Source organism: Cognataquiflexum nitidum, assembly GCF_022538055.1.
Classification (GTDB): Bacteria; Bacteroidota; Bacteroidia; order Cytophagales; family Cyclobacteriaceae; genus Cognataquiflexum; species Cognataquiflexum nitidum.
Window position 1 is genome coordinate 12814 of record NZ_JAKZAM010000022.1, and the last position, 14274, is coordinate 27087.

Annotated in this window: 14 protein-coding genes; 11 read left to right on the forward strand and 3 right to left on the reverse strand. The window is 39.1% G+C overall.

Features of this window, described 5'->3' with window-relative positions:
• Positions 1-60 precede the first annotated feature (60 nt).
• The 5 genes from MMU07_RS14720 to ctlX all read left to right on the forward strand — a co-directional run bounded on the left by MMU07_RS14720 (position 61) and on the right by ctlX (position 6416).
• Positions 61-693, forward strand: coding sequence for a WbqC family protein (locus tag MMU07_RS14720; RefSeq protein WP_241126639.1), 633 nt, complete (start codon positions 61-63; stop codon positions 691-693).
• An 82-nt stretch (positions 694-775) separates the two neighbouring features.
• Positions 776-3301: an ATP-dependent Clp protease ATP-binding subunit gene (locus MMU07_RS14725; protein WP_241126640.1), complete on the forward strand. Its 2526-nt coding sequence runs from the start codon at positions 776-778 to the stop codon at positions 3299-3301.
• A gap of 152 nt (positions 3302-3453) precedes the next feature.
• Positions 3454-4395 (forward strand): hypothetical protein, encoded by a 942-nt coding sequence (locus MMU07_RS14730; protein ID WP_241126641.1) that lies wholly within the window; start codon positions 3454-3456, stop codon positions 4393-4395.
• Positions 4396-4557: 162 nt separating this feature from the next.
• Positions 4558-5460 (forward strand): hypothetical protein, encoded by a 903-nt coding sequence (locus MMU07_RS14735; protein ID WP_241126642.1) that lies wholly within the window; start codon positions 4558-4560, stop codon positions 5458-5460.
• 20 nt (positions 5461-5480) lie between these two features.
• Positions 5481-6416, forward strand: coding sequence for a citrulline utilization hydrolase CtlX (gene ctlX, locus MMU07_RS14740; RefSeq protein WP_241126643.1), 936 nt, complete (start codon positions 5481-5483; stop codon positions 6414-6416).
• Here the strand turns inward: ctlX and MMU07_RS14745 are convergent.
• Positions 6408-7964, reverse strand: coding sequence for a SulP family inorganic anion transporter (locus tag MMU07_RS14745; protein ID WP_241126644.1), 1557 nt, complete (start codon positions 7962-7964; stop codon positions 6408-6410). The genes ctlX and MMU07_RS14745 overlap by 9 nt on opposite strands.
• 156 nt (positions 7965-8120) lie before the next feature.
• Entirely contained in the window at positions 8121-9467 is a 1347-nt protein-coding gene (purB, locus tag MMU07_RS14750; protein ID WP_241126645.1) for an adenylosuccinate lyase, read from the reverse strand.
• Positions 9468-9950: 483 nt separating this feature from the next.
• Here purB and MMU07_RS14755 point away from each other — a divergent pair, with 483 nt between their 5' ends.
• Together MMU07_RS14755 and MMU07_RS14760 are read left to right on the forward strand one after the other, a co-directional pair.
• Entirely contained in the window at positions 9951-11057 is a 1107-nt protein-coding gene (locus MMU07_RS14755) for a 2Fe-2S iron-sulfur cluster-binding protein (RefSeq protein WP_241126646.1), read from the forward strand.
• Positions 11058-11061: 4 nt separating this feature from the next.
• Positions 11062-11553 (forward strand): hypothetical protein, encoded by a 492-nt coding sequence (locus MMU07_RS14760; protein ID WP_241126647.1) that lies wholly within the window; start codon positions 11062-11064, stop codon positions 11551-11553.
• Between the two features lie 26 nt (positions 11554-11579).
• Here the strand turns inward: MMU07_RS14760 and MMU07_RS14765 are convergent, their stop codons facing one another.
• Positions 11580-11903 carry a HesB/IscA family protein gene (locus MMU07_RS14765; RefSeq protein WP_241126648.1) on the reverse strand — a complete coding sequence of 108 codons (324 nt, stop codon included), beginning with the start codon at positions 11901-11903 and terminating at the stop codon, positions 11580-11582.
• Between the two features lie 117 nt (positions 11904-12020).
• Between MMU07_RS14765 and MMU07_RS14770 the strand changes: the two genes are divergently transcribed.
• From MMU07_RS14770 to dtd, 4 genes are read left to right on the forward strand one after another with little or no spacing between them, the layout of a single operon-like run.
• Positions 12021-12542 (forward strand): DUF7935 family protein, encoded by a 522-nt coding sequence (locus MMU07_RS14770; protein ID WP_241126649.1) that lies wholly within the window; start codon positions 12021-12023, stop codon positions 12540-12542.
• Positions 12543-12546: 4 nt separating this feature from the next.
• Positions 12547-12963 carry a YkvA family protein gene (locus MMU07_RS14775; protein ID WP_241126650.1) on the forward strand — a complete coding sequence of 139 codons (417 nt, stop codon included), beginning with the start codon at positions 12547-12549 and terminating at the stop codon, positions 12961-12963.
• Positions 12964-13008: 45 nt separating this feature from the next.
• Positions 13009-13725 carry a Rossmann-fold NAD(P)-binding domain-containing protein gene (locus tag MMU07_RS14780; RefSeq protein WP_241126651.1) on the forward strand — a complete coding sequence of 239 codons (717 nt, stop codon included), beginning with the start codon at positions 13009-13011 and terminating at the stop codon, positions 13723-13725.
• 3 nt (positions 13726-13728) lie between these two features.
• Entirely contained in the window at positions 13729-14181 is a 453-nt protein-coding gene (gene dtd, locus MMU07_RS14785; RefSeq protein ID WP_241126652.1) for a D-aminoacyl-tRNA deacylase, read from the forward strand.
• Positions 14182-14274 lie beyond the last annotated feature (93 nt).

The following is a 14274-nucleotide window of genomic DNA, read 5'->3' on the forward strand; positions in this document are numbered from 1 at the left end:
ATTGATTTTGAACCGAAAAGATTAATAATCGAATAAATCTCAAATTAGACCAAGTATCCTTTGAATAAAGAAACGACTATCATCACCGACCTTTTTTACTTGCCTCCTATAGAATATTTCGTCGCTATCCAGGACTTTGAAGAGATTCAGATTGACCCAACGGAGAATTTTCAAAAGCAGACATTTAGAAATAGGACTCACATCCTTTTGGCAAATAAAGAAGATGTATTGACGGTTCCGGTGATTGGAAGTAGCAAAAAGCAACTTTACAAGGATGTAAAAATCGATTACAGCCAAAAGTGGAAAAATGTCCATTTGAGGGGTATTCAGAGCGCGTATGGCAAAGCTCCGTTTTTTGAATATTTCTTCCCATACTTTGACCAGGTGTTTGGGAAAAATCTGACGTTTTTGTTTGATGTCAATATGGAACTACTGACAGTTTGTCTGAAACTTCTAAAGGTGAAATCTAAGTTGCGTTTGGAGTCAAGAATCGACTTTTCACCCAAATCAGCCGATATAAGAGGAATTATCCAAGCCAAAGAAAGATATAGCCAGCGAGACATCATGACACCCGACATTTACCCGCAAATGTTTGGCTTAGACTTTGTTCCCAACCTGAGCATCATCGATTTGTTGTTTTGCATGGGGCCTGAATCCAAAGAAGTTATTAGGCAATCAAAAAAAAATCATTGAACAATCTGCAAATAGATTGTGTTTTTAAAACAAATTCGGTAACATTATTACAGATTTAAAATAAAATTAAGAAAGGAAATACATGGAAGCAAAATTTTCAAACAGGGTCAAAGAGGTGATCTCTCTCAGTCGTGAAGAAGCATTGCGATTAGGGCATGATTACATCGGTACAGAGCACCTCTTGCTGGGTATGATTCGAGAAGGAGAAGGAGTGGCTGTTTCCATATTGAAGAAGTTGGGCGTCCCTCTTGACGATCTTCGTAATTCTATCGAAAGGGCTGTCAAAGGAACCGCGACGCATAATGTGAAAAATCTTGCCAACATACCGTTGACTAGGCAGTCCGAAAAGGTTTTGAAAATAACCTATTTGGAGGCCAAAATATTTAAAAGTCAGCTTATTGGTACTGAGCATTTACTGTTATCCATCCTAAGAGATGAAGACAATATAGCAACCCAGATCCTCCACAAGTTTGATACCAACTATGACTCTGTAAAAGAGATGTTGGAATTCCAGACAGACTCCGCCCCAAGAGCAAAAGCAGAAGCTGATGACCCCGATGAGGACGGATCAAAGTTGTTTGGCTCATCAGGAAGCTCTTCGGGAGCATCCAAGACAACAGGGGAAAAATCAAGAACTCCTGTATTGGATAATTTTGGTCGTGACCTCACCAAAATGGCCGAGGATGACAAGCTTGACCCGATCATTGGTAGAGAAAAAGAAATCGAAAGGGTAGCTCAGATTCTTTCAAGAAGAAAGAAGAACAATCCTATCCTTATCGGTGAACCGGGTGTTGGGAAAACTGCTATCGCGGAAGGGCTTGCCTTGAGAATCGTACAGAAGAAAGTTTCCCGTGTGTTGTTCAATAAGCGCGTTGTTACTTTGGACTTGGCATCGCTAGTGGCAGGGACAAAATATAGAGGCCAATTTGAAGAGAGAATGAAGGCCGTAATGAACGAACTTGAAAAATCCCCCAATGTGATCTTGTTTATTGATGAGCTACATACCATTGTAGGTGCCGGTGGTGCAAGTGGATCTTTGGATGCTTCCAATATGTTCAAACCTGCTTTGGCAAGGGGTGAAATCCAATGTATTGGAGCCACCACTTTGGACGAATACAGACAGTATATCGAAAAAGACGGAGCTTTGGCAAGAAGATTCCAAATGGTGATGGTAGATGCCACCACACCTGAAGAGACCATCCAAATCCTCAACAACATCAAGGATAAATACGAAGATCACCATAATGTAATCTATACTCCTGAGGCTATTGAAGCCTGTGTAAAGCTATCTGACAGGTATATCTCTGACAGGTTCCTTCCTGACAAAGCCATAGACATCCTTGATGAAGCAGGAGCGAGGGTTCACATCAACAATATTCATGTTCCGGAAGATATCTTGCGACTTGAGGAAGAGGTTGAGAAAATCAAAGTAGAGAAAAACAGGGTTGTCAAAAGCCAGAAATATGAAGAAGCAGCCCAACTGAGAGACAAGGAGAAGAAACTTCTTGAGCAACTTGAGAATGCCAAAGCTAAATGGGAAGAAGATAGCAAAACCAAAAGATACATTGTGGAAGAAGATAATGTAGCAGAAGTGATTGCCATGATGACCGGTATTCCCGCGAAGAGAATTGCCCAAAATGAAGGTTTGAAACTTCTGAACATGAATGAAGAACTTCAGGCAAAAGTTATCGGTCAGGAAGAAGCTATCAAAAAGCTTTCAAAAGCAATTCAAAGAACAAGAGTGGGATTGAAAGACCCCAAGAAGCCAATTGGTTCATTCATCTTCCTTGGTCCTACAGGTGTCGGAAAGACAGAGCTTGCAAAGATGTTGGCCAATTATCTTTTCGATAAAGATGATGCGCTGATTAGAATCGACATGTCTGAATATATGGAAAAATTCAGCGTCTCCCGACTAGTGGGAGCGCCTCCGGGATATGTGGGTTATGAAGAAGGTGGACAGTTGACAGAGAAAGTCAGAAGAAAGCCCTATTCTGTGGTACTACTTGATGAAATCGAAAAGGCGCACCCCGATGTTTTTAATATTTTGCTTCAAGTATTGGATGACGGTATTCTAACAGATGGATTGGGTAGAAGGGTGGATTTCAGAAATACCATCATCATCATGACATCCAATATAGGTGTCAGGGATTTGAAAGATTTTGGTGCAGGTATAGGTTTTGCCTCTAAAGCAAAAACCACTAGCATGGATGATGTAATGAAATCCACTATCCAAAGTGCATTAAAAAAAGCTTTCAGTCCCGAATTCTTAAACAGATTGGATGATGTGGTTGTGTTTAATTCTCTGGATAAAGAGCATATCCATAAGATCATTGATATCAGTTTGAGCAAGTTGTTCAAAAGAATCACCGACTTAGGTTATGCGATCCAATTAACCGATAAAGCCAAAGATTTCTTGGCTGAAAAAGGTTATGACCAACAATATGGCGCAAGACCATTAAACAGGGCAATTCAGAGGTATCTCGAAGATGCATTGGCTGAAGAAATACTCAAAGGAGAACTTTCTGAGGGTGATGTGATTATGGCAGATTACTCGGGAGAGGGTGACCAATTGACAATAACAGTTGAAAAAAAGGAAAAAGCAGGGTAAAATTTTATCCTGAAGATTTAAAAAAGGCGGACAAGAAGTTGTTCGCCTTTTTTTATTGAAATTTTTCAAAATGAAAAAACGACTTCAGAAAGCTTTCAGTAGAAAGTAATTATTTTCTTACCTTTCCATTCAGATTTATTTCTTTTGATCAAATGAATTACCGTTTTTACTTTACCCTTTCAGCAATTTTTCTTTTTTCTTGTGGAGAAAAAGAATCTCCCGAAAATGACACAGATCTCGCCGTACCTTTCAAGACTGATTATAAAATAAGTAACTTGGAAACGGCTGGGTTTTTTGAAAATACTGCCCATGCAAAAGGGAAAGTAGCATTGAAGGAAGGTTCAGGGCTGGCTTATAGCAGGCAAAATCCCGGATTTATCTGGACAATACAGGATAAGGGTAACAGCAATATTATTTACCTTATAGATGCAGCGACAGGGGAGAATATTGCAGAGTATCAAATAAAAAACACCAAAAATAGAGATTGGGAAGATATAGAAATCAGCGTTGGTCCCTTACCAGGAAAAAGCTACTTGTATATAGGAGACACCGGAGACAATAATCTTGAATATGAAGAGTATGTGGTATATAGATTCGAAGAACCCAAATTTGAGGAAGCCCATCGATACCAATCCAATACTCTGGAAATTCCGATAGATCAAATTGTTTTTGAATATCCTAGGAAAAGCCATGATGTGGAGACTTTAATGGTAGATCCTCTTACCAAGGATATCTTCTTGGTTACCAAGCGTGACCTTTTCTCCTTGCTTTATACCCTGCCTTATCCACAGCATACCGATAAAAAAAACAAGGCGGTTCTTAGAGGTACCTTTTCATTTAGAGTCGCTACTGCAGGTACCGTATCAGAAGATGGTGGCGAAGTACTGATCAAAACTTACGATAAGATTTTTTATTGGAAAAGGTCGGAAGGGCAATCTTTTCCTGAATTATTGGCGACAGTTCCCTTGTTGGCGCCATATGAGAGAGAAGTACAGGGAGAGGCGATTTGTTTTGATGAGAAAGGGGGATATTTCACCCTGAGCGAATGGAGTGATGGCATAGTTCCTGAATTGAACTATTACAGAAGAAAATAACCTGATAGGCTGAATTTAATTTGTCAGATTTTGTTGTTTATAAGGTGTGTCAGAGTATTTCTGAGCTATGAACCCACTTTTGGTTTGGAATCATAACAATAATTAACTTTGCCAAACCCCAAAAAAACCGAACTTTGTCGATTAAAGTAAAGAGAGACTGAAATGAGTTATTACATGAAATTGCTTTTGTTTTTATATTTTTTCCCATCGATGCTGATGCTGAATATCCCCCAGCCAAAATTGGTCAGGCTTGAAAAGAAAGCAGTGCAGGGTATTTTTTCAAATCAGATCAATGTAGGTTTGTTGGAAAATAAAGAGATTGATGAGGCGAGTGGCATGGCATTTTCAAGGAAGCATGATGGCTTGATATATACCCACAATGATAGTGGAGGAGGAAGAAAAATTTTCGTGATTGACTCTCTAGGAAAAGGGTTTGGTGTGTTCAAACTTAAAGGAGTTTGGAATCGTGATTGGGAGGATATTGCCGTAGGTCCAGGGCCTGACAAGAACCTGAGTTATATATATGTCGGAGAAATTGGCGACAATCAAGCGCGGTATACCAATATTTTCATTTACCGAATCCCAGAACCGGAAGAATTTATTGAGGGTATGGAATTAGAACCCGAGGTTTTGAAGTTGAGTTATCCTGATGGAGCAAAAGATGCTGAGACCCTGATGATTGATCCTATTTCCAAAGATATTTTTATCCTATCTAAAAGAGACAGTTTGAATATCCTATACAAAACAACGCAAGAGGCTTTTGAGAGCAAAGAAGCTGTTTTGGAAAAAGTAATGGAATTGCCCTTTACCATGTCGGTGGCAGGGGATATTTCGCTAGATGGCAAGGAGATTTTGATCAAAAACTATTTCACTGTTTATTTTTGGAAGAGAAATGAAAATGAATCAGTGGTTGATGCATTGAGGCGTGATCCTGTGATATTACCTTATAGGCCTGAACCTCAGGGTGAAGCCATTGCTTTTCATCCCAATGGTAAAAGCTATTTTACGCTAAGTGAGAAAAGATTCAACATTGAACCGGTTTTATACCGCTATAATAGAAAGTAGTTTTTATCCATTAAACCTTCATGACAAATCAAACTACTTCCCACATCTTAATGGTCAGACCGGCCAATTTTGGTTTTAATCCCGAAACCGCGGAAAACAATTTTTACCAGAAAAAAGATGACCGTGATTCTATTGAAATCAATAGGATTGCCCAAAGTGAGTTTGATGGATTTGTTTCCCTGCTTCAAGAAAAAGGAGTCGATGTCTTGGTTGTCGAGGATACAGCTCTGCCAAAAAAAACTGATGCAGTTTTTCCAAATAATTGGTTTAGCAGTCATCAGGATGGTAAATTGATTCTTTACCCTCTGTTTTCTCCAAATAGGAGGTTGGAAAGAAGAAAAGACATCGTCGAAACCCTCATCCAAAGGGGATTTAGAATAAGTGAAATTGTTGATTTGACTTTTTTTGAACAGGACAACCAGTTTCTTGAAGGAACGGGAAGCTTGATTTTGGACAGAATAAATAAGGTAGCGTATGCCTGCAGATCTCAAAGAACACATCAAATTCCATTGGGATATTTTGGAAAGTTAATGGGATATAAGATTGTTGACTTTGATGCGTCACAAATTATTAATGCTGTGGTATCGCCAATTTACCATACCAATGTGATGATGCATGTTGGTACCGAGATAGCAGTTGTCTGTTTGGATAGTATTCCTCTTGCCTCCGAAAAACTTAAAGTCCAGGACTACCTCGAAAGAACAGGTAAGAAAATGATTCCTATTACTGCTAGACAAAAATTTCAGTTTGCAGGAAATATGTTGGAAATTCAAAACAAAAAAGGAGAAAAATTCACGGTGATGTCTGATTCTGCATTTCAATCACTCGGTGAGGTCCAAATCAACACTATCAAAAGATACACGGAAATCGTTGTCCCGAAAATTCCAACTATTGAAAAAATTGGTGGAGGAAGTGTCCGGTGTATGATTGCAGAAATCTTTTTACCTTCAGTGTAAGCCGCTTATTTTGACGGGTTTTATCTTGATAGTGTCTACTTCTATATTTCTTGTCCCTGCATTGGTCTTGAAATTTTCAATTACTTCAAGGACATCATAGTCTATAACCTTTGATTTGGAACCATCTATAATGACGTGCTTTCCTTCAGGTATTTCTTCAAGGGCCTTTATCAGCGCTCCTTTGTTTAAAAAGCTTACTTCTTCTGAAAGAACAATTCTAATAGACCCGTCAAGTTCCTCTGTCCTATCATCAAGAAGATAAGAGTTTTGGTAATTTCTCAATAGTATAAATACCATTGCTATTCCCATTCCTAACCCAATACCTATCAAAAGATCGAAAAGAACTATGCCCAATATCGTAATGATAAAAGGGAGAAATTGATCCCATCCTAGCTTGGCCTGACTCTTGAAGAGTGAAACTTTGGTGAGTTTGTAACCAACCATAAGCAAAATAGCAGCAAGGGATGCCAATGGAATCAAATTTAGAAGTCCTGGAATAAAAATGACACTTGCAAATAGCAAAAATCCATGAAATACTGCGGATAGTTTTGTCCTACTTCCTGCAGTCACATTGGCTGAACTCCTTACAATCACTGAGGTCACCGGCAGACCTCCTACAAATCCGTTAATTACATTACCGACTCCCTGTGCTAAAAGTTCTCTATTGGGAGGCGAAACTCGCTTCTGAGAATCTATTTTATCAGCAGCCTCTAGACTCAAAAGAGTTTCTAAACTAGCGATGATCCCAATGGTCACAGCTGCAAGCCAAACATCGGTGCTGCCAAGCTGGGAAAAATCAGGGAAAGTGAACAAGCTAATAAATCCATCAAAAGACTGTACTACAGGAAGTACCACTTTGTCTTCATTACTCAAATACAAATTGGGAACAAAAAATTTAAAGTATTTATTGAGTCCGATACCCAGCAAAACCACTACCAATGGACCCGGGATCAATTTGGTAAATGAAAGCTTTTTGATGAAAGGTCTGTCCCATAAAATCAGGATACCTATTGACACAAATGAAATGATGATAGCACCAAAATCAAACGTTTTGGATAAATTCCCAAGACTTAAGACAGCATCCCAGTCATTTATAAAAGGTATATAATTTTCAAGCTCCTTGGTTTCATTTACCCCAAATGCATATGGGATCTGCTTGATAATCAATATTATACCAATTCCGGCAAGCATTCCTTTGATTACTGAAGTTGGAAAATAATAGCCAATAACCCCGGCTTTTAAAACCCCAAAGGCAATCTGAATAATTCCGGCCAATACAACAGCCGACAGAAATACTTCAAAACTTCCAAGTTCCGTGATGGCATTGAGTACAATAACCGTCAATCCGGCAGCAGGACCCGAAACAGAAGTATGTGATCCTGATAATGAGCCGATTACAATCCCTCCAATAATTCCTGCTATAATTCCTGAAAACAGAGGTGCTCCAGAGGCCAATGCAATCCCAAGGCAAAGCGGAAGTGCCACCAAAAATACAACCAACCCTGCAGGTAGGTCATTGCCGAGGTATGAATAAATACTTTTTTGCATTGAATTTTAAATAAATTGGGGTTAACTGAGGCTAAAAATATCATTTTTAACCACAGGGTAAAGAATTTTTAGGATAAAAGGAATTATATTTTTACTTCCCATGCCTAACTTAGTACGTAGGATCAATCAAAACATTGAAAATAAATTTTGATTTTTTTAATAAATGCCTGTAAAATTGAATGGACTGATTTGGTAAAGTTCCTCTTTGATGGCATCAGACACATTCAATGTAGAGATAAATTGTTTTATTGAAGTTTCTGTAATTTTTTCATTTGTCCTGGTCAATTCCTTCAAAGCTTCATAAGGTTTTGGATAACCTTCTCTTCTTAGGATAGTTTGAATGGCTTCTGCTACGACGGCCCAATTGTCCTCAAGGTCTGCATGAATGGCAGCGCGGTTGAGTTCAAGTTTTCCAAGTCCTTTTTCCAAGGATTCGAACGCTATCAACATGTGTCCCAAAGGCACCCCGATCACCCTTAAGACGGTGCTGTCCGTCAGATCCCTCTGCAACCTGCTGATAGGGAGTTTGGCAGCCAAATGCTCCAATAGTGCATTGGCAATCCCTAAGTTTCCTTCAGCATTTTCAAAATCAATAGGGTTGACTTTATGTGGCATTGCAGAAGATCCTATTTCGCCGGCCTTGATTTTTTGTTTGAAATAGTTCATAGCTACATATTGCCAAACATCTTTGGATAGGTCCAAAAGGATGGTATTGATTCTCTTTAACCCATCAAAAAGAGCAGCAAGGTTATCATAATGTTCTATTTGGGTTGTAGGATAACTTCTTTCCAAACCCAAATAATTGGAAACAAAATCATCCGCAAACCCATGCCAATCAGTTGAAGGATAAGCCACAAAATGGGCATTAAGATTTCCAGTCGCTCCGCCAAACTTTGCTGAGTAAGGCACTAGATTAAGTTGTTTCAATTGTTTTTCAAGACGTACTACAAATACCCTGATCTCTTTTCCCAAGCGGGTAGGAGAAGCAGGCTGTCCATGAGTCTTGGCAAGCATCGGGATTTCTTTCCAGTCTTTAACTTGGGATTGGAGTTTGGAAATCACTCGTTCTAAGGAAGGTAAGATGATATCGTTCAATCCGTTTTTCAACATCAATGGAGTTGCGGTATTATTGATGTCCTGCGAAGTCAAACCGAAATGGATAAATTCTTTGAATTCTTGCAATTGAAGGCTGTCAAATTTTTCCTTGATGAAATATTCGACTGCTTTGACATCATGGTTGGTGGTCTTTTCTGTTTCTTTGATGATTTCGGCATCTGAAATCTGAAATCCTGATACTATTTTTCTTAAGGCAGGGAAAAGAGACTTGTCAAAATTTTCCAATTGGGGAAGAGGCAGTTCGCAAAGTGCAATAAAATATTCGATCTCGACGTGTACCCTATATTTGATCAATGCAAACTCAGAAAAATAGGAACGCAGGGAGGCAGTTTTGTTTCCATACCGGCCGTCAATTGAGCTCACGGCCGTCAGATTTGTCAATTCCATAAAGGTTGATTTTGATTTTAAGCTGCAATTTAGGCTTTCAGTCTGAAATACTAGGTGAAAATTTCATTTATTGATTTTTAGATCTCCCACATCCTGAATTGTATTTTCAAAGAATCACTTACTCTTAGGAATTTATATAATCTTTTTGATGGATATACTCTTCCTTGCTATGGATCCTATATTCTTCTTCATTCGGGACGGATTCAGAGCTATCGGGGCCAAGCCGAAACACCCCTGCCTGTCGTAGGGCAAGAGATGTACCGGGAAATTAAGTACTCAGACAAGAATTAAAATTGGATATCCTATTTACTGTCATCATTGTGTATAAACATATTCTTTCTAAATTCCTTTGACATTTGTCGAACCTGTTTCTCTTTAATTTGTTAAGTAGAGAGATATAATCTGTCATCAAGGTAAATAAATACAAAATGGTACATTAATTTTGGGCTCTCCCCGGGATTAACTGGAAAAACGAAATTGGGAATGTTTAATTTATTCAAGAAAAAGAAGGAAGAAAATAAAAGAGGTGATCAATATTTATCTCTTAAGGTTAGGGAAGTTGTAAAAGAAACTCCTGATACTGTCACCATTTATTTTGAGCAACCTGAACCATATCTGGATTATAAACCAGGTCAATACCTTACTGTAATTTTGGAATTGGGTGGTAAGGAAGAGAGAAGGTCTTATAGCCTTTGTACTTCGCCCTTTACCGACCCACATCCTGGGATCACGGTAAAAAAGGTCAAAGGAGGTTTGGTTTCCAATTACCTTAACGAACAGGTACGTCCCGGGAAAACCCTCGAAATAATGAAACCTCTAGGGAATTTCACCACTGATTTTCATTCCAAAAACAAAAATCATTTTGTAATGGTAGCCGGTGGAAGTGGCATTACTCCGATTATGGGTTTGACAAAATCAGTGTTAGTCAACGAACCGTTATCTAAAGTGACTTTGATTTACTGTAGTCGTTCGGAAGAGCAAATTATCTTTAAGAAACAGATTGAATCTTTAGAATCCAAGTACGAAGGTAAATTACAGGTAGTGCATGTTCTCAGTCAGCCCTCAGGAGATTGGACAGGATTGAAGGGCAGATTGAAGAAAGATATGGTAAAAACCATCCTTTCTGAAAGTGATTTTCCTGAAATTGAAGAATCCAAATGTTTCGTTTGCGGTCCTGATGGAGTAATGGATACTGCACTAGCAGGCCTGGCAGAAATGGGCATCGATCAAAAATCCATTCATAAAGAAAGTTTCTACCTTGATTTGGATGCCAAAGAGGAAGAACTCAAATCTCAAGGTAAATTGTCTCCTGAGTTGACAAGGGAAATCGAGGTAGTAGTAGAAGGCCAAACTTATTCTTTTGAGGTTCCTGCCGGCAAAACGATTTTGGAAGCTGGCTTGGATAGGGAAATAAATATGCCGTATAGCTGCCAAAGTGGTCTTTGCACTGCCTGTAGGGGAAGGCTGGTATCTGGTAAAGTGGATATGATTGAGGATGCAGGATTGAGCGCAAGTGAAATTGAAGCCGGATATGTTCTTTGCTGTTCCTCTAAGCCAGCCAGTTCTGATATCAAAATTGTAATCGAATAGGACCTTGGAAAACCTCCAAATACGAAAAATATACGATAATCTGGAACGGAATGTGTTGGTAATGATCGCCATTCCGATTCCTTTTTTTGGCTTTGTGTATTTGAATTCTGAAAACCCAATTGTTTTTTTGGAAATTCCTCAAATTGCCGAATTTTGGGAATATTTTGGGTTAGGAATGGTTTTTACAATTCTTGTAGCGCAATATTTGATTTTTCAGAAGGAGACAAAATATATCGCCGCCTCAGATTTCGACCTAAATAGAAAGCTGTTTTCTTATTCCAAAGTATCGGTTAAGAGATTTAAAATCTTGTTTTTTGCTGCTTTGATGGCGGCAGGAGGTTTGTTGTTATTTGGTAATGCCGGATTCACGATAGCCTTTGCCATTACCTTGGTGTTTTTTTCAGCAGCCAAGCCCTCACCCGACAGGATAATCAGGTCATTGAAATTGAAAGGTGAAGAAAAAGACCTTGTGGATGGGTTGAAAAAAAGGGAATAGAAGAAACAGCCAAGAATCGCAAATGGCTATTTTGCTTCCGTGTCATGTCTTTTGGGAATTTCAGGGTTGACAAAGGTAAAGCCTCTTGCTTCATCTCCTTCAAAAAAATCTACCTGCATCCCCATCAAAAACATGTAGTGTTTTTTTTCAATCAATACATGAATGCCTCCTATATCAAACTTCTGATCACCTTCCTTGGGTTTGTCAAATCCCAAGAGGTAAGACATTCCGCCACAGCCGCCTCCTTTGACTCCCACTCTAAGGGAATAATCTGAAGGGATATTTTTATTTTCAATGATATCTCTGATTTCGGCTTGTGCCTTTTCAGTGATTTTTATTGGAATCAACATACTTATTTAATTCGCTTAATGCTAGGGAAGTTCAAATTTAGGTTTTAAAAATATCAATTGTCAAAGTTTTATTGCGTCTATTATTTTCTGATATTCGGATCAAAATGTAATAATTCTATGGAGTATCTCGCTGATTTATTGAAAATTGTTTTGCCGGCAGGATTGGTTATATATGGGATGTACCTGACTGTCATGTCTTTCCTTCAAAAGGATAGGGAAAAGTTGTTGCTAGATCTAAAAACTCAAAACACACAAACGATTTTACCTGTCAGATTGCAAGCCGGCGAAAGGTTATGCCTATTGTTGGAAAGAATCACCCCAAACAACCTTGTCAGAAGGGTAAACAATCCCGAATACTCTGCCAGGGAATTTTATACTCAATTGCTCCATGAGGTAAGGGAGGAGTTTAATCATAACCTTTCTCAGCAGGTTTATTTTACTGATGAAACTTGGGAAAGTGTCCGCCGGTCAGTAGAAAGTGTCGTGACCATTATCAACACCGCCATGCAGGATATGCCTGAAGATGCCAGAAGTATAGATCTTGCCAAGCGGGTCTTTCAGCTTACTCTCGATCAAAAAAATGATGCCATCCAAATGGCCTTGAAATCCGTTAAGTCTGAAATAAGAATATTCTTCTAGAGCCATGGCATCATTAAGGGAAAAGACAGTTGATTTTTTTGGAAAGGCCAAAACCCTTTACCTCGAAAAAGCCAACCAAATAGCAGGGGAGGACAGTAAGCTTCAAAAGCTTCTGAAAAATGTCAGTGAAAGGTTGGGTCAGGTATCCCATCATCCAAAGGTGCAGGCAGCTTTGGAACCTATCATGATTTTTAAAAGGATGATTCATGCCCACAGAAGTGGAAAGTTTAAAGTTTCATCCAAAACTCTGGGCCTCATCGTTTTGGGTTTGTTTTATTTCATTACCCCAATAGATATTATTCCTGACTTCATTCCCATTTTAGGTTTTACGGATGATCTTTCCGTTATTCTGGCAGTATTCAATTCTGTAAAGCATGAGGTCGAGGAGTTTTTAAATTGGGAAAAGACCCAGGCTCAATGACTTTGAACTTTTGCATTTCATCTTTTTGGGCGTACTTTACTTGATATGAAAAAAATAGCATTTCTCGCCGGTACCTCAGGTTTGATTGGCATGCAGCTGCTGCACCAGTTGCTTCAGGACAGTTCTTATGATTACCTCATTTCAGTAGGACGTCGCAAACTCGCCTTGAAGCACCACAAGTTGGTACAGGTAGAAGGTGATTTTAGCAAAATCCTAAATTGGGACATTGAATCCAAACTCAGGGAAGAGGACTTGGGTGGGGTATTTTTTCCCATTGTAGATGCCATCAATAAAAAATCCTGTGAAATGCATGCTTTCTGTTCCTTGGGCACCACCATCAAAGTGGCAGGATCGAAGGAGAAATTTTACGAAATTGACCATGATTATGTGATCGGATTTGCATCTTGGACACATACTTTGGGTGTAAATAAATTTTTATATGTCAGTGCCATGGGTGCCAATCCACAGTCTTCGGTTTTTTACAACAAAGTCAAAGGAGAGACTGAAGAGGACCTCAAGGTGATACCATTTGATTATCTTGGTTTGTTTCAGCCTTCATTATTGGTCGGTAACAGGAAAGAATTCCGGTTTGGGGAAGAAGTGGCCAAAATATTGACAAAGCCTTTGGTATGGTTGAAATTGGGAAAATCCTTCCGTCCTATCAATGACAATCAGGTTGCGAAGGCAATGATTCATTATGCCAACCAAACCAAACCGGTAAAAGTTGAGATTATTTCCTCTAAGAAGATGCAGGATTTTTGAGGTATGATAGCAGTGATTCAAAGGGTATCTGAGTCCACAGTCAAAATAGACGGACAGACCAAAGGCCAAATCGGGACAGGATTGATGGTCTTATTGGGAATAGAAGAGGCAGATGGCAATGAGGATATAGAATGGCTAAGTAAAAAAATCGTCAACCTCAGAATTTTCCCCGATGAAAATGGGGTGATGAACAGGAGCATCCTCGAAGTATCAGGAGACATTTTGCTCATCAGCCAATTTACTCTCCATGCAAGTACCAAAAAGGGCAACAGACCCTCTTATATCAAAGCTGCAAAGCCTGATATTGCCGTTCCGATTTACGAGAAATTTATCAGTTATCTTGAAAAGGAATTGGGAAAACCCATCCAAACAGGAGAATTTGGGGCCGATATGAAAGTGGCCCTGGTCAATGATGGTCCGGTCACGATCATTATGGACAGCAAAAATAAAGTTTGAGGAAGAAGTAAAAGTTTACAGTCGCAGTAGGCAGTTTGGTAAAACCCAAAAACTCGACAACGCGATAGCTTGAAAATAATTAGAACCACTACA